At 69.3% G+C, this 21,896-nt stretch carries 19 protein-coding genes and 1 pseudogene; 15 read left to right on the top strand and 5 right to left on the bottom strand.

What is annotated here, in order from left to right:
- Both A5678_RS22510 and A5678_RS22505 read left to right on the top strand, forming a co-directional pair.
- Entirely contained in the window at positions 1–1,536 is a 1,536-nt protein-coding gene (locus A5678_RS22510) for a class I adenylate-forming enzyme family protein (protein ID WP_197502220.1), read from the top strand.
- The gene (locus A5678_RS22505; protein WP_068047026.1) at positions 1,533–4,772 is read left to right on the top strand and encodes a carboxyl transferase domain-containing protein; all 3,240 of its coding nucleotides are present in this window, start codon (positions 1,533–1,535) and stop codon (positions 4,770–4,772) included. The genes A5678_RS22510 and A5678_RS22505 overlap by 4 nt, the downstream gene beginning before the upstream one ends.
- On the opposite strand, the gene A5678_RS22500 is transcribed toward A5678_RS22505, so the two are convergent.
- Positions 4,773–5,120: a PE-PGRS family protein gene (locus tag A5678_RS22500; RefSeq protein ID WP_068047024.1), complete on the bottom strand. Its 348-nt coding sequence runs from the start codon at positions 5,118–5,120 to the stop codon at positions 4,773–4,775.
- Positions 5,121–5,208: 88 nt separating this feature from the next.
- Between A5678_RS22500 and A5678_RS22495 the strand changes: the two genes are divergently transcribed.
- The 4 genes from A5678_RS22495 to A5678_RS22480 all read left to right on the top strand — a co-directional run bounded on the left by A5678_RS22495 (position 5,209) and on the right by A5678_RS22480 (position 9,613).
- Complete coding sequence (locus A5678_RS22495; protein ID WP_068047021.1) at positions 5,209–5,985, top strand: SDR family oxidoreductase; 777 nt, start codon at positions 5,209–5,211, stop codon at positions 5,983–5,985.
- Positions 5,986–5,987: 2 nt separating this feature from the next.
- Positions 5,988–7,181 (top strand): acyl-CoA dehydrogenase family protein, encoded by a 1,194-nt coding sequence (locus tag A5678_RS22490; RefSeq protein ID WP_068047011.1) that lies wholly within the window; start codon positions 5,988–5,990, stop codon positions 7,179–7,181.
- Positions 7,178–8,278, top strand: a complete 1,101-nt coding sequence (locus A5678_RS22485; RefSeq protein WP_068047008.1) for an acyl-CoA dehydrogenase family protein — start codon at positions 7,178–7,180, stop codon at positions 8,276–8,278. The genes A5678_RS22490 and A5678_RS22485 overlap by 4 nt, the downstream gene beginning before the upstream one ends.
- Positions 8,279–8,401: 123 nt before the next feature.
- Positions 8,402–9,613, top strand: coding sequence for a glycosyltransferase (locus tag A5678_RS22480; protein ID WP_068047006.1), 1,212 nt, complete (start codon positions 8,402–8,404; stop codon positions 9,611–9,613).
- On the opposite strand, the gene A5678_RS22475 is transcribed toward A5678_RS22480, so the two are convergent.
- Positions 9,602–10,342 (bottom strand): dienelactone hydrolase family protein, encoded by a 741-nt coding sequence (locus A5678_RS22475; RefSeq protein WP_068047004.1) that lies wholly within the window; start codon positions 10,340–10,342, stop codon positions 9,602–9,604. The two genes, A5678_RS22480 and A5678_RS22475, sit on opposite strands and share 12 nt — an antisense overlap.
- Before the next feature lie 154 nt (positions 10,343–10,496).
- Between A5678_RS22475 and A5678_RS22470 the strand changes: the two genes are divergently transcribed.
- The 9 genes from A5678_RS22470 (at position 10,497) to A5678_RS22430 (ending at position 19,794) form a co-directional block, all read left to right on the top strand.
- Positions 10,497–11,297 carry a thymidylate synthase gene (locus tag A5678_RS22470; RefSeq protein ID WP_068047002.1) on the top strand — a complete coding sequence of 267 codons (801 nt, stop codon included), beginning with the start codon at positions 10,497–10,499 and terminating at the stop codon, positions 11,295–11,297.
- A 52-nt stretch (positions 11,298–11,349) separates the two neighbouring features.
- Positions 11,350–11,847, top strand: a complete 498-nt coding sequence (locus A5678_RS22465) for a dihydrofolate reductase (RefSeq protein WP_068047000.1) — start codon at positions 11,350–11,352, stop codon at positions 11,845–11,847.
- A gap of 86 nt (positions 11,848–11,933) precedes the next feature.
- Positions 11,934–12,635 carry a DivIVA domain-containing protein gene (locus tag A5678_RS22460; RefSeq protein ID WP_068046998.1) on the top strand — a complete coding sequence of 234 codons (702 nt, stop codon included), beginning with the start codon at positions 11,934–11,936 and terminating at the stop codon, positions 12,633–12,635.
- A gap of 18 nt (positions 12,636–12,653) precedes the next feature.
- Entirely contained in the window at positions 12,654–13,898 is a 1,245-nt protein-coding gene (locus A5678_RS22455) for a winged helix-turn-helix domain-containing protein (protein ID WP_197502224.1), read from the top strand.
- Complete coding sequence (locus A5678_RS22450; protein WP_068046996.1) at positions 13,898–15,265, top strand: type I restriction-modification system subunit M; 1,368 nt, start codon at positions 13,898–13,900, stop codon at positions 15,263–15,265. The genes A5678_RS22455 and A5678_RS22450 overlap by 1 nt, the downstream gene beginning before the upstream one ends.
- Entirely contained in the window at positions 15,262–16,320 is a 1,059-nt protein-coding gene (locus tag A5678_RS22445; RefSeq protein ID WP_068046993.1) for a restriction endonuclease subunit S, read from the top strand. The genes A5678_RS22450 and A5678_RS22445 overlap by 4 nt, the downstream gene beginning before the upstream one ends.
- Before the next feature lie 10 nt (positions 16,321–16,330).
- Positions 16,331–17,092, top strand: a complete 762-nt coding sequence (gene thyX / locus A5678_RS22440; protein ID WP_068047134.1) for an FAD-dependent thymidylate synthase — start codon at positions 16,331–16,333, stop codon at positions 17,090–17,092.
- Between the two features lie 103 nt (positions 17,093–17,195).
- Entirely contained in the window at positions 17,196–18,098 is a 903-nt protein-coding gene (gene dapA, locus A5678_RS22435) for a 4-hydroxy-tetrahydrodipicolinate synthase (RefSeq protein ID WP_068047131.1), read from the top strand.
- A 19-nt stretch (positions 18,099–18,117) separates the two neighbouring features.
- Positions 18,118–19,794, top strand: coding sequence for a ribonuclease J (locus A5678_RS22430; protein ID WP_068046990.1), 1,677 nt, complete (start codon positions 18,118–18,120; stop codon positions 19,792–19,794).
- On the opposite strand, the pseudogene A5678_RS22425 reads toward A5678_RS22430, so the two are convergent.
- The 3 genes and pseudogenes from A5678_RS22425 to A5678_RS22415 form a co-directional block, all read right to left on the bottom strand.
- Positions 19,781–20,673 (bottom strand): annotated as a pseudogene (locus tag A5678_RS22425) (SAM-dependent methyltransferase). The gene A5678_RS22430 and the pseudogene A5678_RS22425 sit on opposite strands and share 14 nt — an antisense overlap.
- A 6-nt stretch (positions 20,674–20,679) precedes the next feature.
- The gene (locus A5678_RS22420; protein WP_068047126.1) at positions 20,680–21,501 is read right to left on the bottom strand and encodes a mycofactocin-coupled SDR family oxidoreductase; all 822 of its coding nucleotides are present in this window, start codon (positions 21,499–21,501) and stop codon (positions 20,680–20,682) included.
- Positions 21,498–21,812, bottom strand: a complete 315-nt coding sequence (locus A5678_RS22415) for a putative quinol monooxygenase (protein ID WP_065440787.1) — start codon at positions 21,810–21,812, stop codon at positions 21,498–21,500. Before A5678_RS22415 ends, A5678_RS22420 begins: the two co-directional genes overlap by 4 nt.
- Positions 21,813–21,896 lie beyond the last annotated feature (84 nt).

Genomic DNA, 21,896 nt, shown 5'->3' with positions numbered 1-21,896 from the left:
ATGCCTCCAGTGATCGAAATTCCCCGCAGTCACAACCCGTTCCCCACGGTCGGCGTGACCCGCGATGCCGACGGCGTTCCGCACTACGACGATCTCCCCGCCACATTGCTGGACATGCTCGCCGAACAGGTCGATCGGCGCCCGGACAGCGAGGCGCTGGTCGAACTCGGTGCCGGTCGGTTGACCTACCGCCAGCTGTGGGACCGTGCGGCGCGCGCCGCCGGTGGGCTGCGCGAGGCGGGGCTGCGGACCGGTGACCGCGTCGCGGTGCGTTACCCCGCCGGCATCGACTGGGTGCTGGCGTTCTGGGGCACCGTGATGGCGGGTGGCGTTGCGGTGGCGGTCAATACGCGCTCGGCGCAACCGGAAGTCGAATTCGTCCTGGCCGATTCCGGGGCGACGGTCGACCTGGCGGCGGAGACCCCGCTGCCGGACGGCCAGCCGTACGTGATGGAGCAACTCGGCCCCGCGGACGTGGCCGCGTTGTTCTACACTTCGGGCACCACCGGCCACCCCAAGGGGGTGCCCACCACGCACGAGGCCTTCCTCACCAACACCGAGAACGCGATTCGCTGCCTGGACCAGCCGCGCGACCTGGGCGAGGCGATGCGCACGCTCATCTCGGTGCCGCTCTTCCACGTGACCGGTTGCAACACACAGCTTCTGGTCGCCGCCCGACTGGGCGGTGCCGCGGTGATCATGCCCGCCCTCGACTTGGACGGGTTGATCATCACGCTGACGGCCGAGCGCATCTCCGTCATGGTCACCGTCCCCGCGGTCTACGCATTGATGTTGCGGCAGAGGGCATTTCCCGACGCCGACGTCTCCAGCGTCCGCTGGGTCGGTTACGGGGGCGCCCCGATCGCACCGTCGTTGGTGCGAGCGGTACAGAACGCCTTCCCCCAAGCCACGGTGTTCAACGGCTACGGCATGACCGAGTCGGCGTCGCTGATGACGGTGCTGCCGAGCCGGGATGCCGTCGAGCACGCCGACTCGGTCGGCTACGCGGTCCCGTCCGTCGACCTCGGCCTGATTCCGTTCAGCGGCGACGAGCCGGGCGTCGGTGAGTTGGTGGTGCGCGGCGCCAACGTGACCGCCGGGTACTGGAACCGGCCGGAAGCGACCGCGGCCACCATCGTGGACGGCTGGCTGCACACCGGCGATGTGGTGTGGGTCGGCGACGCGGGCCGGGTGCACATCGTCGACCGGCTCAAGGACATCATCAACCGCGGCGGCGAGAACGTCTCCAGCGTCGAGGTGGAAGCCGTCCTGCTGGCGGCGCCCCACGTTCAGGACGCCTGCGTGTTGGCGGTTCCCGATGACGTCATGGGCGAGAAGGTGGGCGCGGTGTTGTTCGGCGGCGCGGACGAGGTCGACGTACCGGCGGTGCTCGACCACTGCCGCGAGCAGCTCGCCGACTTCAAGGTGCCGCAGTACGTCACGGTGGTCGACAGCGCGCTGCCGCGCAACGCCGGCGGCAAGCTGCTCAAGGGCAAACTCCGTGAGCAGGTGGTGTGGGGAGAGCCGCTGCGATGAGCGCGACCGTGCTGGTGGCCAATCGCGGCGAGATCGCGCTCCGAATCATCCGCACGGCAGTCGAATTGGGCATGCGAACGATCGCGGTCTACGCCGAAGACGATGCCGAAAGCCCGCATGTGCATGCCGCGGACGAAGCGATCGGTCTTCCCGGCGCCGGGCCGCGGGCCTACCTGGACCAGCCCGCCATGCTGGCCGCAGCCAAGAATTCCGGCACCCAGCTGATCCACCCCGGTTACGGATTCCTCAGTGAGAACGCCGAATTCGCCCGCGCCTGCACCGGCGCCGGCTACGCGTTCGTGGGACCGGACGCCGACGCGGTCGAGCTGGTGGGCAACAAGTCCGCCGCCCGCGCCGCCGCCGTTGCCGCCGGGGTGCCGGTCTTGCCCGCGACCGACGGTCCGAGCAGCCTCGCGGACATCGAGGCGTTCTTCGAGGCCCAAGGCGGCGCCATCATGATCAAGGCGCTCGCCGGCGGGGGTGGGCGGGGCATGCGCGCCGTGCGCAGCGCCGACCAGATCGGCAGCGCCTACCAACACTGCGCCGCGGAGGCGCAATTGGGCTTCGGCGATCCCGCGCTGTTCGCCGAGGCGCTGCTCGAGGGCGCGCGTCACCTCGAGGTCCAGGTCGTCGCCGCGCCGGCGGGACACCAAACCCGCGCGCTCGCGCTGGGCGACCGCGACTGCAGCATCCAGCGGCGCTACCAGAAGCTCGTCGAAATCGCACCCGCCCAAGGGCTTTCCGACGCGTTACGGCACGACTTGCACCGGGCCGCGGTCCGGCTGTGCGCGCGAGTCGCACTGCGCGGGCTGGCCACTGTCGAATTCCTGTTCGCCGGCGAGGAATTCGTGTTCCTCGAAGTCAACCCGAGAATACAAGTGGAGCACACGGTCACCGAGGAGACGACCGGGTTCGACCTGGTTGCCCTGCAGCTGTCCATCGCCGCGGGCGCGTCCTACTACCAGCTCGGGCTGCCGGCCGGGATCGCCTCCGACGGCAACGAAATCATGGGCGAGCCCGCCGCGCATCGCGGCATCGCGATCCAGGCCCGGGTCAACATGGAGACCTTCGCCCCCGACCTCTCCGTCGTGCCCGCGGCCGGAACCCTCACCGCGTTCTCGCCGCCGAGCGGGCCGGGGATCCGCGTCGATACCTATGGCCGGACCGGCCTGGTGGTCAATCCGCAATACGACTCACTGCTGGCGAAGGTCGTCGCCCACGTGCACGGGTCGTCGCCGCAGGCGGCGTTGCGGAAGACCCGGACCGCGCTCGCAGAGTTCGGCGTCGAGGGGGTGCGCACCAACATCGACTTCCTCCGGGAGCTGTTGAGCGATCCCGCCGTTCAATCCGGTTGGGTGAGCGCCGGTTTCCTCGACGAGAAGCTGCCCGAGCTCGTGGCCGCGGCGTCGTCGCACCAGCACGACGTCCGTGCGGCACCGGTGGAGCTCTATCCCGGCGAGGACGTGCTGCGCGCTCAGCTGGCCGGCACGGTGGTCGAGGTGGTGCCCGAGGGGGCCGAATACCCGGCGGACAGCCAGCTCGTCGTCCTCGAAGCGATGAAAATGCAGCATGTGCTCGCCGCGCCGGACGCGCTGCGGACCGTGCGCAATCTGGTGGCGCCCGGGCAGGTCGTCGGGACCGGCGACCCGCTGCTGGTGTTCGCCCGCACCGGCGCCGGCGCAGAGGGCGACTCGTTCACGGCCACAACGGATCTCGACCGCCCACGCGCCGACCTCGACGAGGTGCGCAGGCGACATCTGGTCACCCTCGACGAGGGACGCGAGGCCGCGGTTGCCAAGCGCCACAGGCAAGGTCGTCGCACCGCGCGGGAGAACATCGCCGATCTGATCGACCCTGGCAGCTTCGTCGAATACGGCGCGCTGGCCATCGCGGCGCAGCGCAGCCGGCGCTCGGAAGACGACCTCATCGCCAACACGCCGGCCGACGGCCTGGTCGCCGGCCTGGCCACGATCGGCGCGGACCGTTTCGGGCGAGCTGCGGCCGAGGCCGTCGTGGTCTCCTACGACTACACCGTGCTGGCGGGCACCCAAGGCATGCGCAACCACGCCAAGACCGACCGCGCGTTCGACCTGGCCGGCCGGAGACGGCTGCCGGTGGTGCTGTTCGCCGAGGGTGGCGGCGGCCGGCCCGGTGACACCGACGTCGGCGGCGCCGCCGGTCTGGACGTGCCTACGTTCCGAATGCTGGCCGCGTTGAGCGGGCGGGTGCCGCTGGTATCGATCGTCTCGGGCCGGTGCTTTGCCGGGAACGCCGCGCTGGCCGGCGTGTGCGATGTGATCATCGCGACCCCGGACGCCAACATCGGGATGGGCGGGCCGGCCATGATCGAGGGCGGCGGCCTGGGCGTCTACCCGCCGGAGGCGATCGGGCCGATCGGCGTGCAGCGCCGCAACGGCGTGGTCAGTCTGGTCGCCCGCGACGAGGCGCACGCCGTCTCGCTGGCCAAGCAGTATCTGTCGTATTTTCAAGGGCCCGTGGATGATTGGGCGGCGCCGGATCCGCGGTTGGCCCGGCATGTGGTGCCGCAGAACCGGTTACGCGCCTATGACGTGCACCGGGCGATCGAGGCCGTCGTTGACGCCGGCTCCGTGCTGGAACTGCGCCCCGACTACGGCGTCGGCATCGTCACCGCCCTGGTCCGCGTCGAAGGGGCGGCGTACGGGCTGATCGCCAACAGCACGCACCACCTGGGTGGAGCCATCGATGCGGAGGCGGCCGACAAAGCCGGCGACTTCCTCGCGCTGTGTGAATCGTTTCGGCTGCCGGTGATTTCGCTGTGCGACACCCCGGGCTTCATGGTCGGTCCCGACGCGGAGATCCAGGCGGCGGTCCGGCGGTTCGGACGGATGTTCGTTCTGGGTGCGCGCTTGACGGTGCCCGTCGGAATGATCATCCTGCGCAAGGGATACGGGCTCGGCGCGATGGCGATGGCCGGCGGCTCCTTCCGCGCCCCGCAGTTCACCGTCGCCTGGCCGACCGGCGAGATCGGCGGAATGGGACTCGAGGGCGCCGTGCGCCTCGGGTTCAGCAAAGAGCTCGCGGCCGAGGGCGACCCCGCCAAGCGCCAAGAGTTGTTCGACAAGCTGGTGGCGGCGGCCTACGAGCACGGCAAGGCGCTGCGGGCGGCCACCACCTTCGAACTCGACGACGTCATCGACCCCGCGGACTCCCGGGCCTGGATCGCCAGGCTCCGAGAGCCGCGAGGATCGAACTGATCAGGCGTGGCCGGAACCGCAGCCGACGCCCGGCAGGCAGCCCTGGCCGCCCGGAATTCCGCCGGGTCCGGCGTTTTGCCCGCCGGATCCGCAGCCGACGCCCGGCACGCAGCCCTGGCCGCCGGGACCGCCGCCCGGGCCGCTGTTCTGGCCGCCCGAACCGCAGTTGCCGTTGGCGTCACAGCCGCCGCCGCTGGGGTCGTCCTTGAACACCACATGCGTGGGCGCCGCCGACTGCCCGGGTGCGGTGCTGAGGTAATCGGTTACGGCGATCGGTGCGATCGCGAGTGCTGCGGCCGCAGCCCCGCCCACTACCAGTCTTTTCGTGAGGGTTAATTTCGTGGACATGCGGCTCGCATACCACGCAGACACACGTGTAAACACATCCATATAGCGAACGGTAAACCGTTGGCTTTCGCGACGGAAGGCATTCTCGATGACCTCACTGGACCTGACCGGCCGAACCGCGATCGTCACGGGCGCCTCGCGCGGGATCGGGCTCGCGATCGCCCAACAACTCGCAACCGCCGGGGCCAACGTGGTGCTCACCGCCCGCAAGCAGGAGGCCGCCGACGAGGCCGCGGCACAGGTGGACGGCAACGCCCTGGGTGTCGGGGCGCACGCCGTCGACGAGGAGGCGGCGCGCCGCTGCGTGGATCTCACATGCGAGCGTTTCGGCAGCGTGGACATCCTGATCAACAACGCGGGCACCAACCCGGCGTACGGTCCCCTGATCGACCAGGACCACGCCCGCTTCACCAAGATCTTCGACGTCAACCTCTGGGCCCCGCTGCTGTGGACCTCGCTCGTCGTCAAGTCGTGGATGGGCGAGCACGGCGGCGCGATCGTCAACACCGCCTCCATCGGCGGCCTGCACCAATCGCCGGCCATGGGCATGTACAACGCCACCAAGGCCGCGCTGATCCACGTCACCAAGCAGCTGGCGCTGGAATTGTCGCCCCGCGTCCGCGTCAACGCGATCGCGCCCGGGGTGGTGCGCACCCGGCTGGCCGAGGCGCTGTGGAAGGACAACGAGAATCCACTCGCATCCTCGATCGCGCTGGGGCGCATCGGCGAGCCCATCGACGTGGCCGCCGCCGTGGCCTTCCTGGTCTCCGACGCCGCGAGCTGGATCACCGGCGAGACGATGGTGATCGACGGCGGCCTGCTGCTCGGTGCCGCACAGGGCTTTCAGGCTCGGCCGCAGGGCTAGCCATGAGTGCTGAAGACCTGGCGACGGACCTGAAGGCGCGGGTGCAGGCGCTGCTGGACGAGCATGACCCGGCCACCAGCGACCCGCGCGAATTCCTTGGGGCGCAATACGACGCGGGCCTGGCCTGGGTGCACCTGCCGCACGGCTTCGGCGGCCTGGACCTGCCGCGCAAGGCCCAGGAAATCGTCAACGCCCAGCTGGCGGCCGCGGGCGCGCCGGTGGGCGGCACCGTTAAGAACTTCATCGGGATGGGGATGGCGGCGCCCACCATCGCGGCCTTCGGGACCGACGAGCAGAAACGAAAGTTCCTGCGCCCCTTGTTCACCGGTGAGCAAGTGTATTGCCAGTTGTTCAGCGAACCAGGCGCGGGTTCGGACCTGGCCGGGCTGGCCACCCGCGCGGTCCGCGACGGTGACGACTGGATTGTCAACGGGCAGAAGGTGTGGACGTCGATGGCGCAGCACGCGCAGATGGCCATCCTGGTCGCCCGCACCGACCCCACGGTGCCCAAACACTTCGGCCTGACGTACTTCCTATGCGACATGACGCAGCCCGGCGTCGAGGTGCGCCCGCTGCGCCAGATCACCGGCGAGGCGGAGTTCAACGAGGTGTTCCTCACCGACGTGCGAGTGCCCGACGCGAACCGGCTCGGCCCGGTCGGCGGCGGCTGGCGGGTCGCGACCACCACGCTCAACAACGAGCGCGTCGCCATCGGTACCCGGGCCGGAACGCCGCGGGAGGGCGGGATCATCGGGAAGGTCACCAAGGCATGGCGGGAGGAGCCCGGGCTGCGCAATCCCGCGATGCACGACGAGCTGATGAAGCTCTGGGTGGACGCGGAAGTCCTTCGTCTGGCCGGCGAGCGGCTGCGGCAGCAGGCGCAGGCGGGTCAGCCCGGACCGGAAGGCGCCGGCATGAAGGTAGCCTTCGCCAAACTGGCGCAAGCAATTTCGGGCTTCGACATCGAACTGCACGCCGAGGCGGGACTGCAGTACGACGACTGGACCATGCGCAGGACCGAAGTCGTCGATCTGGTCGGGCGCGAGCCCGGATACCGCTATCTGCGGGCTCGCGGCAACTCGATCGAGGGCGGCACCTCGGAGATTCTGCGCAACACCATTTCCGAGCGCATTCTCGGTCTGCCGGGTGAGCATCGCGTCGACAAGGACGTCGCCTGGAAGGATCTGGACCGGTGAGTGACCTGCTCTACTCGGACACCGAGGAGGCGCTGCGCGACAGCGTCCGGCACCTGTTCGCCGACCGCTGCCCGCCCGAGTCGGTGGCTCGCGCCTATGATCCCGAACCGCAAGGCTTCTCCGGCGTCTGGCGGACGCTGGCCGCCGAGCTCGGGGTGGCGGGCCTGCTGGTCCCGGAGTCCCTTGGCGGCGCTGGCGCGGGTGCCCGCGAGGCCGCGGTCGTCATGGAGGAGATCGGCCGGGCCGTCGCGCCGGTGCCGTTCCTGTCCAGCGCGGTGCTGGCCACCGTTGCGCTGCTGCGTGCCGGCGACACCGAAACGGTGTCCGCGCTGGCCCGGGGCGAGCTGACCGCGGCGCTGGCAGTGCCGCTCTCGACCGCGCCCGACGATCCGGTCGGGGCGGTGACGGGCGGCGCAGACGGGCTGAGCGGAGCGGTCACCAGCGTCGCCGGTGCCGCCCAGGCCGACGTGCTGGTGGTGCCGGTCGCCGGTCCCGACGGGCGCGAGCTGCACGTCGTATCGCGCACCGCGGCGGGTGTGGAGGTGTCGCCACTTCTGGCGCTGGATATGACGAGACCCCTTGCAAATGTGCGCTTTTCATCAGCTGCGTCGTCACCTATCGGGCCGGCCGACGGGCCGGTCACCGAGGCGCTGCGGACGGGCGCGGCCCTGCTCGCGTCCGAACAGCTCGGGATCGCCCAGTGGTGTTTCCAGACCACGCTGGACTATGCCAAGCAGCGCAAGCAGTTCGGCCGCGCGATCGGCTCGTACCAGGCGATCAAACACCGGTTGGCCGATCTGTGGTTCGAGGTCAGCGCCGCGACGGCGGCGGCCCGCTACGCCGCCGACACGTGCGCCCGCGGCGACGAAGACGCGGCCATCGCGGCGGCCATCGCCCAGGCGTATTGCAGCGGCGTCGCCGTGCACGCGGCCGAGGAGTGCGTACAGCTGCACGGCGGCATCGGCATGACGTGGGAGTATCCCGCGCACCTCTACCTCAAGCGATCCAAGAGCGACCAGTTGATCTTCGGCACCGCCTACCGTCACCGCGTGCGGCTGGCCGAATTGATAGACCTGCCCGGGTTGGGCTCGGATTGAATTTTTCCCCGCGGCCCGCCGCGGAGTGCGAACTTTGTTGTTGCGCCACGGTATTCGCGTCATCATGAGAATCTGCCTGCGGATCGACGCGGCGCGGGCCGCCGTTTCATGCGAAGGTGTCGGATGCGCGTGTTGCTGTCCACTCACGATTCGCGCGGGGCGGTCGAACCGCTTGCGGCACTCGGGGTTCAGTTGCGGGCGCTCGGCGCGGAGGTTCGGGTGTGCGCGCCACCGGATCGCGAATTCGCGGAATTGCTGACCGGTATCGGTCTGCCGCTGGTGCCATTCGGCGATTCGTGGCGTGTGATGGCTGCCGGCCCGACGCCGTCCGAAGACGGCCTCCGGCGGCACTTGGACGGGCTGGTGGCCGCGCAATTCGACACGGTCGCGGCCGCGGCCGACGGATGCGATCTGCTGGTGGCGACCGGCTTCCCGCCGGTCGCGGCCGGGGCGCGGTCCGTCGCAGAGCGCCTGGGCATTCCCTACGCCTACGTGAGCTACCAACCGACCATCCTGCCGTCAGCGCACCATCTGCCCCCGACGTATGCCGGCCGGCTTCCGCCGGGCGTGATCGACAACCGGGTGCTGTGGCGGATGGACGCCCAGCACATGAACACACTGTTCGGCGCGGCGCTCAACAATCACCGTGCGCCGCTGGGTCTGCCGCCGGTGGACGACGTCCGCCGTTACGCCCTTACCGAGCGCCCGTGGCTGGCGGCGGAAACCATGGGCCCGTGGCCGGAGCGAAACGGGCTCGACGTGGTCCAGACCGGTGCGTGGCTGCTGCCCGACGAACGTCCCCTCCCGGCCGACGTGGCGGAGTTCCTCGACGCCCGCCCGGCACCGGTGTACGTGGGCTTCGGCAGCATGCCCATGCGGGCCGCGACCGGCCTGTCCCGGGCGGTCGCCGAGGCCGTCCGCGCCCACGGCCGCCGGGCGATTCTCTACCGGGGCTGGTCCGGCCTGGCCCCGATAGACGACCGCGACGACTGCCTCGCCGTCGGTGAGCTCAACCACCAGGCGCTCTTCGCCCACGTCGCCGCCGTCATACACCACGGCGGCGCGGGCACCACGACCACCGCCGCGCGCGCCGGTGTGCCGCAGGTGGTGGTGCCGCAGGGGGCCGACCAGCCATATTGGGCCGGCCGGGTGGCGGACCTGGGCATCGGTGTCGCGCACGACGGCCCGGCGCCCACCGCCGAGTCCCTATCGGCCGCGCTCAAGACTGCCCTGTCCCCGGATATCCGTGCGACGGCGAGTGGGGCGGCCGCAACGATCCGCGCCGACGGCGCGACGGTGGCGGCAAGGTTGCTGCTGGACGGCCTAGCGCGGTAACGCGGAACCGAAGACCTCGGTCATGGCCTGCCAGTGCCGCTCGGCCGCGGCGGGGTCGTACGGCGCATTGTCCGGAACCGCGAACCCGTGGCCCGCCGGATACCACTCGATGGTGTGCTGCACACCGGCTGCGGTCAGCGCCTTGTCGAGTTGCTCGGCGTTGTCGCGCGTGAAGGAAGCGTCGTCCTTGGCGCCACCCACATACACCGTCGCGCTCATCCGGTCGGCCAGCAGATGCGGGCTGTCCGCCGTGTCGGTCACCAGACCGCCGCCGTGGAATGACGCCGCAGCGGCGACGCGCTCGGGCACCCGGCCGGCGACCACCAGCGACGTGCGCCCGCCCATGCAATAGCCACACACGCCGAAGCGCTCCCCGGACACCTCGGGGCGGCCCGACAGGTACTCGAACAAGGCGACCGCATCCCTGGCCATCTTGTCCGGGGTGACGCTGCCGATCATGCCGAACAGCCGCCTGCGTTCCCGGTCGTCGCCGAAAACGGTGGCCATGTCGAATGGGGCCCACTCGCCGCTGCGGTAGTACACGTCGGGAAGCAGCACCGCGTAACCGAATCCGGCCAGCTTGGCGGCCATCTGGTCGAACGTGTCGCGCACCCCGCCGGCGTCGCAGTACATCACGACACCGGGCCAGGGACCGGACCCTTCGGGGGTGAACAGGCCGACGGGGCAGGAGCCGTCGGGAGTGGTGACGCTGTCGGTGATTTTCGGCATGGCCTCCGTTTTACTCCCAGCGATCGCGGCGCGAAATATGGCGTCGACCCGCCGCGCCCGGCTTCGCCGCGCTTGCGATCGCCGCTGGGTAAAACTGGCGTCGACCCGCCGCGCCCGGCTTCGCCGCGCTTGCGATCGCCGCTAAGCTGGCCGCGTGCCGATACCCACCCCCTACGAGGACCTGCTGCGCCTGGTGCTCGAGCGGGGCACGGCCAAAGCCGACCGCACCGGCACCGGGACCCGCAGCCTGTTCGGCCAGCAGCTGCGCTATGACCTGTCGGCCGGCTTCCCGCTGCTCACCACCAAGAAGGTGCACCTGAAGTCGGTCGTCTACGAGTTGCTGTGGTTCCTGCGCGGAGACTCGAACGTAGCCTGGCTGCACGAGCACGGCGTCACTATCTGGGATGAATGGGCAAGCGACACAGGCGATCTGGGGCCGATATACGGCGTGCAGTGGCGATCCTGGCCGACGCCGACGGGTGAGCACGTCGACCAGATCACCGCGGCGCTGGACTTGCTGCGCACCGACCCGAACTCGCGGCGCATCATCGTGTCGGCATGGAACGTCGGGGAGATCCCGCAAATGGCGCTGCCGCCGTGCCACGCGTTCTTCCAGTTCTACGTGGCCGACGGTCGGCTCAGCTGCCAGCTGTATCAGCGCAGCGCCGACCTGTTTCTCGGTGTGCCGTTCAACATAGCCAGCTACGCGCTGCTCACCCACATGATGGCCGCCCAGGCCGGTCTGTCGGTGGGTGAGTTCGTCTGGACGGGCGGCGACTGCCACATTTACGACAACCACGTCGAGCAGGTGCGGACCCAGCTCGGTCGCGAGCCCCGGCCGTATCCCGAACTTGTATTGGCACAACGGGATTCGATCTTCGACTACACCTACGACGACGTCGTCGTGAAGAACTACGACCCGCACCCCGCGATCAAAGCCCCCGTCGCCGTATGACGCGCGCCGACGACGATGACGCCGGCATAGCCGGGGTCAGGGAGTGGCGCATATGACCGACGTCGGCCTGGTGTGGGCTCAGTCGACGTCGGGTGTCATCGGCCGCGGTGGCGACATCCCGTGGCGGGTGCCCGAAGACCTGGCCCGCTTCAAAGAGCTGACCATCGGCCACACCGTGGTCATGGGCCGGCGCACGTGGGAGTCGCTGCCGACGAAGGTCCGGCCGCTGCCCGGTCGCAGGAATGTCGTACTGTCGCGCCGGAAGGACTTCGTGGCCGACGGGGCGCGGGTCGTCGGGTCGCTCGAGGCGGCTCTTGCTGGTTCCGAGACCGAGCCCGAGACGTGGGTGATCGGTGGCGAGCAGGTCTATCTGCTCGCGCTGCCCCACGCCACCCGGTGCGAGGTCACCGAGGTCGAAGTCGACCTGCGTCGCGACGACGACGACGCGCTGGCGCCGGTGCTCGACGACGCCTGGCTCGGTGAGACGGGGGAGTGGCAGGTCAGCCGCACGGGGTTGCGGTACCGGCTGCACAGCTACCGTCGGGGATAGGCGTTGGTCTCCGCGTCCGTGACATACTCGGACACGGGGGTCGGTCTCTCTACGTCACCACACGTTGCCAGGAGGGGGTATTGGCAGTGATAACCGAACCCACGAAAGCGTTCACTCGCATGTTCAGGGGCTACGACCCTGCTGCGGTCGACGCCCACATCGAGATGTTGACCACCAAGCAGCAGCTGTTGATCGACGACGTCGAGAGCCTGAGATCCCGGCTGAAGGAAGCCGGCGACCAAACGGCCGCGCTGCGCAAGGAGGTCGCCGTCCTCACCGACACCTCACCCTCACCCCACGCGGTGCAGCGCCGGATGGCGAAGATGCTGCAACGCGCGGTCGAGGAGGTCTCCGAGATGCAGGCCGAGGCGCGGAGTGAAGCGGACGCGCTGATCGCAGCGACCGAGGCTGAGGTCGAGGCCGCGCAGCGAAAGCACGAAGAGGAGTTGGCGGAGATGGCCGAGCAGCGAAAAGCCATGGAAACCGATTACGAGGAAGCCAAGAAACAGCTCGAGGCCGAACTGGCCGAGATGCGCGCCGAGACGGAAACGGCGATCGACAAGGCGTGGCGCGACGCCCAGCGCGAGGCCGACCACTATCGCGAACAGGCCCGGCGCGCGGCGGACGAGGCGATCAAGCAACGGATCAATGTCCTCGAGCAGCTGATGGGCGTGTACCGGGACCTGGAAGCGGTTCCGGCCGCTCTCGAGTCGGCCTACCAAGAACAGAAGAATGCACCGGAGCCGAGCGTCGTGGTGCCGCTGGACGGGAAAGTCAGCACGGGCTAGCCGCGTCGCCGCCGGGCGCTGTCGCACCCGGGCGGTATTCTCGGCGCCGTGTCGATCCGGACCCAAAGGCTGTCGACCGCGCAAGCCCGGCGGATCGCCGTTGCGGCCCAAGGCTTTAGCGAGCCACGGCCCGCGGGCCCGATCACCCGCGCCCACCTGAAGCGGCTGATATCGAGAATCCAAGTGCTGCAGTTGGATTCGGTATCGGTCGCGGTGCGCGCCCACTACGCGCCGGTGTTCAGCCGGCTCGGGCCCTACGACCGCGACGTGCTGGACCGCGCCGCCTGGGGCCCCCGTTCGTCGCGGCTGCTGGCCGAGTACTGGGCGCACGAGGCGGCCCTGATGGCCGTCGACGACTGGCCGCTGCTGCGCTGGCGGATGCGCCAGTACCGCCACGGCCGTTGGGGCGTCCACATCGTCAAGGCCAATCCCCAGCTCGCCGAGGACATCGTCGCGGCCCTCGCCGAACTCGGCCCCAGCACCGCGGGGCAGATCGAAGCGCACCTGGCCGCCGAACCCCGGCGGAAGAAGGGCACCTGGTGGAACCGCAGCGACACCAAGTGGGTCGCCGAGGCGCTCTTTGCGGCCGGGGTGCTCACGACGGCCACCCGGGTGGGCTTCGCCCGGCACTACGACCTGGTGGAACGGGTGCTGCCGGCGAAGGTGCTGGCGCGCGAGGTCGACGACGAGCAGGCCGTCAGGGAACTCACGCTGCGGGCGGCGACAGCGCTCGGCGTGGGCACCGAAGCCGACATTCGCGACTACTTCCGGCTGTCGGCCCAGCAGGTCAAGCCGGCGGTCGCCGACTTGGTGGCCGCGGGTGAGATCGAGCGGGTCGACGTCGACGGCTGGCCCGCGCCGGCTTATCTGCGCACCGGCCGCGCGGTTCCGCGCGCCGACCGGGGCACCGCGCTGTTGTGCCCGTTCGACCCGCTGATCTTCTTTCGTCCCCGGGTTGAGCGGCTGTTCGGTTTCCACTACCGCATCGAGATCTACACCCCGGCCCACAAGCGCCGGTACGGCTACTACGTGTGGCCGCTGCTGATGGACGGGCAGTTGGTCGCGCGGGTCGACCTCAAGGCCGACCGCGCCGCCGACACGCTGCGCGTCATGGGCGCGTTCGGTGAACCCGGCGCACCTCGGCCGCGCGTGGTGGAGGCGCTGGCCGGCGAACTGCATTCCATGGCGTCGTGGCTGGGACTCGGCGGGTTCAGCGTCGCCACCCGGGGCGACCTGGCCGCCGGCCTGCGGGCGGCCAGCTGATGCGGGCAACGGACAAAGAACTCAAAGACACGCTCTGGAAGGCGGCCAACAAGCTGCGTGGCTCCCTTTCGGCCGGCCAGTACAAGGACGTGATCCTCGGATTGGTGTTCCTCAAGCACGCCTTCGATGCGCAATGGAAGTGCCTGGCGCACAACGCCGAATCGCCGGACATCGGTCGGCTCGTCGACGACGCGATGGAGGCCGCGACGCTCCCGCGGCTATACGAGAAGCTCGACCATCGCCGCCTCGGGGAGCTGCTGCGCCTGCTCGACGGCGCACGATTCGGTGGGGGTGGCCACGCCCGGGACGTGATGGGCGAGGTCTACGAATACTTCCTGGGCAAGTTCGCCCGCGCGGAAGGGCGCCGCGGGGGCGAATTCTTCACGCCGCCCAGCGTGGTCCGGGTGATCGTCGAGGTGCTCGAGCCGTCGAGCGGGCGGGTGTATGACCCATGCTGCGGCTCGGGAGGGATGTTCGTGCAGACCGAGCGGTTCATCGCCGAACATGACGGCAACCCCGCGGAGGTCACGATTTACGGGCAGGAAAGCGTCGAGCATACCTGGCAGATGGCGAAGATGAACCTCGCGGTGCACGGCATCGACAGCAGCGGCCTCGGCGCGCGGTGGGCCGACACGTTCGTCGACGACCAGCATGCCGGCGTGCAGATGGATTACGTGATGGCCAATCCGCCCTTCAACATCAGGGATTGGGCCCGCGACGAGCGCGACCCGCGCTGGCGCTTCGGTGTCCCGCCCGCCGGCAACGCCAACTACGCATGGATTCAGCACATCCTGTCCAAACTGGCCCCGGGCGGCAAGGCCGGTGTGGTCATGGCCAACGGCTCGATGTCGTCAAATGCGGTCGGGGAAGGTGAGATTCGTGCGCGGATCGTCGATGCCGACCTGGTGTCGTGCATGGTCGCTCTGCCGGCGCAGCTGTTTCGCAGCACGTCGATTCCGGTGTGCCTGTGGTTCTTTGAGCAGGACAAGGGCACCCGGTCCGGGCAGGTGCTGTTCATCGACGCCCGCGGGCTCGGCTGCCTGGTGGATCGCGCCGAGCGGGCGCTGACGCACGAGGAGGTCGTCCGGATCGGCGACGCCTATCACGCGTGGCGCGCGTCGACCCCCGCGAAAGGCATTTCCTACCATGATGTTCCAGGGTTCTGCGGGTCCGCATCGCTGGATGACATTGCCGCGGCCGGCTACACCCTTGCGCCGGGACGCTACGTCGGTGCGCCCGCCGTCACCGAGGGCGGCGAGCCGGCCGACCAAAAGATCGCCCGGCTGACCGGTGACCTGCTGGCCGCCCTCGACGAATCCGCGCGATTGGAAGATGTTGTGCGCCAACAACTCGAGCGGCTCCGGTGATCACCACGCTGGGTGACCACCTGGTCTTCAGCACCGGCAGCGCGCCGCGGCGGTCGCCGGGCGGGCGCTTTCGCGTCTACGGCGCCAACGGGCCCATCGGTGACGCCGCGCAACCGAACGCCGCCGGTCCGCTGATCGTCGTCGGGCGCGTGGGGGCGCAGTGCGGCAGCCTGCGGTACTGCGACTCCGACGTCTGGGTCACCGAGAACGCACTGGTCTGCCGGGCCAAAAACCCACGCGAGACGCGGTATTGGTACTACGCGTTACAAACCTGCCGGCTGGGTGATCACCGCTGCGGATCTGGGCAGCCGCTGCTCAGCCAGCGGATCCTGCGAGACGTTGCGGTGCGCAGCGTGGGTGCGCCACAGCGCCAGGCGATCGCCGGACTGCTCGGCTCCCTCGACGACAAGGTGTCCGCCAACGAACGGGTGATCGAGACCGCCGAGAACGTGATGGTCGCCATCGCGGAGTCGGCCCGCGAACGCGCGCCGCTGTCCAGCCTGGCGGACCGGTCGACGGCGTTCCGCAGCGTGGCCGAGTTCGACGAGGTGGTCGCCCACTTCAGCCTTCCGGCGTTCGACGACGGGGCGAAGCCTCGGGTGGTGAGCGCCGAGTCCATCCGGAGCGGCAAGTTCCTCCTGTCGGAGCCGTGCGTCTTGTTCGCGAAGCTGAATCCCCGAATTCCGCGGATCTGGAATGTGCTGAGCCTGCCGCCGGAGATGGCCCTGGCCAGTAGCGAGTTCGTCGTGCTGAGGCCGATCGGCGTCGACACCTCGGCCCTGTGGTCGGCCGTGCGGCAACCGGACGTCTCCGAACGGCTGCAACGCCGGGTCGCCGGGACTTCGGGGAGCCATCAGCGGATCCAGCCACGCGATCTGTTGGACGTCACGGTCCCGGACGTCCGGTGCCTGCCCGCCGCGGCGTTGCGAACGATCACCGACCTGGGGGCGCTGTGCCACACGCGTCGCACCGAGAGCGCCGGGCTGACCGCCTTCCGCGACGCGCTGCTGCCCCTGCTGATGTCGGGTGAGCTCCGGCTACGGCCGCCACGTTAAGGTGAGCGCCGTGGCCGAGACCGCGCCGCTGAGCGTGCAACTGATCGCCAAGACGGAGTTCCTGGCGCCGCCGGACGTGCCGTGGACTACCGACGGCCCCGATGTCAGCGGCGGTTCCGCGCTGGTCGAGTTCGCCGGCCGGGCCTGCTACCAGAGCTGGTCCAAGCCCAACCCCAAGACGGCGACCAACGCCGGTTACATCAAGCACATCATCGACGTCGGGCACTTTTCGGTGCTCGAGCACGCCAGCGTGTCGTTCTACATCACCGGCATCTCGCGATCCTGCACGCACGAGCTGATCCGGCACCGGCATTTCTCCTACTCGCAGCTGTCGCAGCGCTACGTGCCGGAGGGCGACTCGCGCGTCGTCCTGCCCCCGGGCATGGAGGACGACCCCGAACTGCGGCAGATCCTGATCGAGGCCGCCGACGCCAGCCGGGCCACCTACGCCGAGCTGCTGAGCAAGCTCGAAGCGAGATTCGCCGATCAACCCAATGCGATCCTGCGGCGCAAACAGGCGCGGCAGGCCGCGCGGGCGGTGCTGCCGAACGCGACCGAGACCCGCATCGTCGTGACGGGCAACTACCGGGCGTGGCGGCACTTCATCGCCATGCGCGCCAGCGAGCACGCCGACGTGGAAATCCGGCGGCTGGCCATCGAGTGCCTGCGCCAGCTCGCCGGCGCCGCGCCCGCGGTGTTCGCCGACTTCGAGATCTCGACGCTGGCCGACGGGACCGAGGTAGCCACCAGCCCGCTGGCGACCGAAGCCTGAGATCCAGCCATGGTCGTGCGGCGGGCGTTGTCGCTCGGCCGCCCCGCAACGCACGTACGCGCCGTTGCCAAATACCTTGCCGCCGCCAGGTAACCTAATGACCGTGAGCACCGTCGGATTCGACGCCCCGGCCCGGTTGGGAACCGTGCTGACCGCGATGGTGACACCGTTTGCTCCGGACGGCTCGCTCGACACCGCCGCCGCGGCACAATTGGCGAACCACCTGGTGGACGCCGGGTGTGACGGCCTGGTGGTCTCCGGCACCACTGGCGAGTCGCCGACCACCACCGACGACGAGAAGCGGGAACTGCTCCGCGTCGTGCTGGAGGCCGTGGGCGACCGCGCCCGGGTCATCGCCGGCGCGGGCACCTATGACACCGCTCACAGCGTCCGGCTGGCCAAGGCCTGCGCGGCCGAGGGCGCGCACGGATTGCTGGTGGTCACGCCCTACTACTCGAAGCCACCGCAGAGCGGGCTCATCGCGCACTTTACCGCCGTCGCCGACGCCACCGATCTGCCGGTGCTGCTCTACGACATCCCGCCGCGCTCGGTGATACCGATCGAGACCGAGACCATTCACGCGCTGGCCGCCCATCCCAACATCGTGGGAATCAAGGACGCCAAAGCCGACCTGCACAGCGGTGGCCAGATCATCGCCGAGACGGGACTGGCCTACTATTCCGGCGACGACGCGCTGAACCTGCCTTGGCTGGCCATGGGCGCCACCGGCTTCATCAGCGTGATATCTCATGTGGCCGCGGGTCAGCTCCGAGAGATGTTGTCAGCCTTCGCTTCCGGCGACATCGCCACCGCGCGCAAGATCAACGTCTCCGTCGCCCCGTTGTGCAACGCGATGAGCCGGTTGGGCGGCGTGACGATGTCGAAGGCGGGTCTGCGCCTGCAGGGCATCGAGGTTGGCGATCCCCGCCTGCCGCAAATGCCGGCGACGCCCGAGCAGATCGATGCGCTGGCCGCCGATATGCGCGCGGCGTCGGTGCTCCGGTGAGCCTGAGGGTGGCCCGTAAGTGGATGTAGACCTCGCCCCTCCTGGTCCCTTGGCCACTGGTGGGTTGCGGGTCACCGCGCTGGGCGGCATCAGCGAGATCGGCCGCAACATGACGGTTTTCGAGCACCTCGGCCGGCTGCTGATCATTGACTGCGGGGTGATGTTCCCCACCCATGACGAGCCTGGGGTGGACCTGATCCTCCCGGATCTGCGCCATATCTCCGACCGGCTCGACGACATCGAGGCGCTGGTGCTGACCCACGCGCACGAGGACCACATCGGCGGTATCCCGTTCCTGCTCAAGCTGCGCCCGGACATCCCCGTCGTCGGGTCGAGGTTCACCCTGGCGCTGGTCGCCGCGAAATGTCGTGAACACCGGCTCAAGCCGGTGTTCGTCGAGGTCAGCGAACGACAGCGGAGCACCCACGGCGTCTTCGAGTGTGAATACTTCGCCGTCAACCACTCGATCCCGGACGCGCTGGCGATCGCCGTGCACACCGGCGCGGGAACCGTCCTGCACACCGGCGATATCAAGCTCGACCAGCTTCCCCTCGACGGTCGACCCACCGATCTGCCCGGGATGTCCCGGCTCGGCGACGCCGGGGTGGACCTGTTCCTGTGTGACTCGACCAACTCCGAGATCCCCGGGGTGGGGCCGTCGGAAAGCGAAGTGGGGCCGACGCTGCACCGCCTGATCCGGGGTGCCGAGGGCCGCGTGATCGTGGCCTGCTTCGCCTCCAACGTCGACCGGGTGCAGCAGATCATCGATGCGGCGGTCGCTTTGGGCCGGCGGGTGTCGTTCGTCGGGCGGTCCATGGTGCGCAACATGGGCATCGCCCGGGAGTTGGGGTTTCTGCGGGTGGCCGACTCCGACGTGATCGACATCGGCGCCGCTGAGATGATGCCGCCCGAACAGGTGGTGCTGATCACCACGGGCACTCAGGGCGAGCCGATGTCGGCGTTGTCGCGGATGTCGCGCGGTGAGCATCGCAGCATCACGCTCACCGCCGGTGACCTGATCGTGCTGGCGTCGTCGCTGATTCCGGGCAACGAGGAGGCGGTCTACGGCGTAATCGACGCGCTCGCCAAGATCGGGGCCCGCGTCGTCACCAATGCCCAAGCCCGCGTTCATGTTTCGGGCCACGCATACGCCGGCGAACTGTTGTTCCTGTACAACGGCGTGCGGCCGCGCAACGTCATGCCGGTGCACGGCACCTGGCGCATGCTGCGCGCCAACGCCAAGCTGGCCGCCAGCACCGGAGTGCCGGAGGAGTCGATCCTGTTGGCCGAGAACGGCGTCAGCGTCGACCTGGTCGCCGGCACGGCGTCGATCGCCGGCGCGGTGCCGGTCGGCAAGATGTTCGTCGACGGGCTCATCAGCGGCGATGTCGGCGACATCACGCTGGGGGAGCGGCTCATCCTGTCTTCGGGTTTCGTCGCGGTGACCGTCGTCGTCCAGCGCGGCACCGGGCGCCCCGTCGCGGCCCCGCACCTGCATTCGCGCGGATTCTCCGAAGATCCCAAGGCACTGGAGCCCGCCGTGCGCCGGGTCGAGGCGGAGCTGGAACTCCTTGGCGCCGACAACATCACCGATCCGGGCCGCATCGCCCAGGCCGTGCGCCGCACCGTCGGTAAATGGGTGGGCGAAACGTACCGCCGGCAGCCGATGATCGTGCCGACCGTCATCGAGGTCTGACCGGCTCTACGTCTTCTCCGCGTACGCCGACCATTCCAGTTGCGAAGCCTTGAGCTTGCGACCGGTGGGCCGCACATAACGGTCGAGGAGTTCATCGGGACCGGCCTGCTCCAGCAACCCCCAACCGTATTCCCCGATGAACTCGCCGACCTCCTCGGACTGTAAGCCGAAGCGCCACAACTGCCTCCGCTGGCGGACGCTGCGATAGAGCGTGCGGGTGCCGTACCGATTGGTGCCGTCGATGAAATCCCGCCGGACATAGGTGAATACCAGCCGGCTGCCGGGCGCGGCCGCGCGCAGCCCCTCCAGCGTCCGGCGAACGGTGGCTTCGGTCAGATACTGGGTGACGCCCTCGCAGATGAAGAAGGCCCGGTAATCGGTGCGATAGCCGTGCTCGGCCAGGGCGGTGAGCAGATCGTCGCGCTCCAAGTTCAACGCCACCTGCCGCACCGACATCGGCGGTCCGCCGAGCACCCGCCGGACCGTCTTCACCTTCCTGGCGACGTTGACCGGCAGGTCGACCTCGAAGACGGGGATGCGGACTTGGCGCGTCAGCAGGTAAGCGCGGGTGTCCAATCCGGCGCCCAGGATGACGACCGCGTCGATGCCCTCGAGCGACTCGGCCAGCTTGTCGGCGATGAAGCGCTTGCGGCAGGCCAGGCTCGCCCACAGCCCGCGGCCGGACCACTCCGATCCGCGGATCATTAAGCGGCGCACCGCCGTCACGCGGGTCGCCGCGACGAGCCAGCGCAGCGGCGTGGGCAGAAACAGTTCCGCGAGGTCGTCGTCGACCAAGCGGCGGCCCGCCGGCTCGTTTTGTTCGACGGCCGCCAACACCATCGGGCCGAAGGCGGTCTGCGCGGCGGGATTTCGTGCCATGTGCGGCTACTTGTTCAGGAAACCCGCGTCGACCGGCAACGTCACGCCGGTGATATACCGGGCCTGGTCGGACACCAACCACGCCACCGCGTTGGCGATGTCCTCCACGTCCAGCACCTCAACCGGCATGGCATTGCCCATGGCGCCCGGTGTGTCGGTCGCGGCCGCCATCTTGGCCAGCCATTCCCGGGTGAACTCGTTGTTGATCATCGGGGTCTCGACACCGGACGGATGGATCGAGTTGACCCGGATATATTGTGTCGCAAGGAGATTGGCGTACACCCGCATCAGCCCCACCACTCCGTGCTTGGCGGCGGCATAGCCGACCGAACCGGCGTCCGGGCTGCCGACGCCGGCCAGTCCGGCGCTCGAACTGATCAGCACGATCGAGCCCCCGGTGCCCTGCTTGACCATGGTCGGGATGGACACCTTGATGGTGTTGTAGACGCCGGTGAGGTTGACGTCGATGACGTCGTGCCAGCCGTCGTCGCCGGACTGCATCGGTGCGATACCGGCATTGGCCACGACGATGTCCAGCCGGCCGAACTCGTCGAGGCCCGCCTGCAGGGCGGCCGACAGCGAGGCCCGGTCGCGGACGTCGCCGCGGGCGGCCACGATGCGAGCGCCGGTGTCCTCGACGAGCTTGACGGTTTGCGCCAGGTCGTCCTCGGTGGCCAGGGGATAGGGCACGCTGGCGATCTGGTCGCACAGGTCGACCGCGATGATGCTCGCGCCGTCGGCGGCGAGCCGCACCGCGTGCGCGCGTCCCTGGCCGCGCGCCGCGCCGGTGATGAAGGCGATCTTGCCTTCGAGGGGCCGGGTCATCAGGACCGGAGCTGACCCTTGTCCGGGTCGCCGGCGGGAACCGGCTGCAGCATCTTGATGTCCGGCGCGCCGGCGAGGTGGTCGCCGGCCGCGGTGAACATCTTGGTGACCGCGGGGGCGGTGCTGTGGGCCTTCAGCGCCTCTGGGTCGGCCCACTGCTCGACGAAGACGAAGGTCTCGCCCGATTGGTGCAGTGAATACAACTGGCAGCCGGGTTCGTTGTGCACTTCCTCCACCGCCTGCGTGAGGATGTCGCGGACCGTGTCGACCGATTCGGGTTTGACGGTCATGGTGGCAACGACGACGACGGGCATGCTCGGGCCTCCTGCGGCTTAAGGGTGGGTGACGCGCATGACTTCTGTTATCTGAATCACCCCAGTTGTCACCCTACCCACGCC

Origin of the sequence: Mycobacterium sp. E2733 (assembly GCF_001667585.1) — a bacterium.
Lineage (GTDB): Bacteria > Actinomycetota > Actinomycetes > Mycobacteriales > Mycobacteriaceae > Mycobacterium.
Note: the sequence above shows the minus strand (reverse complement) of the source record. Positions and strands in the feature narration are given on the sequence as shown.

Bases quoted from the DNA above. Each gene is read 5' to 3' on its own strand.
- A5678_RS22510 (WP_197502220.1), top strand. From the start codon at position 1: ATGCCTCCAGTGATCGAAATTCCCCGCAGTCACAACCCGTTCCCCACG.
- A5678_RS22505 (WP_068047026.1), top strand. From the start codon at position 1,533: ATGAGCGCGACCGTGCTGGTGGCCAATCGCGGCGAGATCGCGCTCCGA.
- A5678_RS22500 (WP_068047024.1), bottom strand. From the start codon at position 5,120: ATGTCCACGAAATTAACCCTCACGAAAAGACTGGTAGTGGGCGGGGCT.
- A5678_RS22495 (WP_068047021.1), top strand. From the start codon at position 5,209: ATGACCTCACTGGACCTGACCGGCCGAACCGCGATCGTCACGGGCGCC.
- A5678_RS22490 (WP_068047011.1), top strand. From the start codon at position 5,988: ATGAGTGCTGAAGACCTGGCGACGGACCTGAAGGCGCGGGTGCAGGCG.
- A5678_RS22480 (WP_068047006.1), top strand. From the start codon at position 8,402: ATGCGCGTGTTGCTGTCCACTCACGATTCGCGCGGGGCGGTCGAACCG.
- A5678_RS22475 (WP_068047004.1), bottom strand. From the start codon at position 10,342: ATGCCGAAAATCACCGACAGCGTCACCACTCCCGACGGCTCCTGCCCC.
- A5678_RS22465 (WP_068047000.1), top strand. From the start codon at position 11,350: ATGACCGACGTCGGCCTGGTGTGGGCTCAGTCGACGTCGGGTGTCATC.
- A5678_RS22450 (WP_068046996.1), top strand. From the start codon at position 13,898: ATGCGGGCAACGGACAAAGAACTCAAAGACACGCTCTGGAAGGCGGCC.
- A5678_RS22415 (WP_065440787.1), bottom strand. From the start codon at position 21,812: ATGCCCGTCGTCGTCGTTGCCACCATGACCGTCAAACCCGAATCGGTC.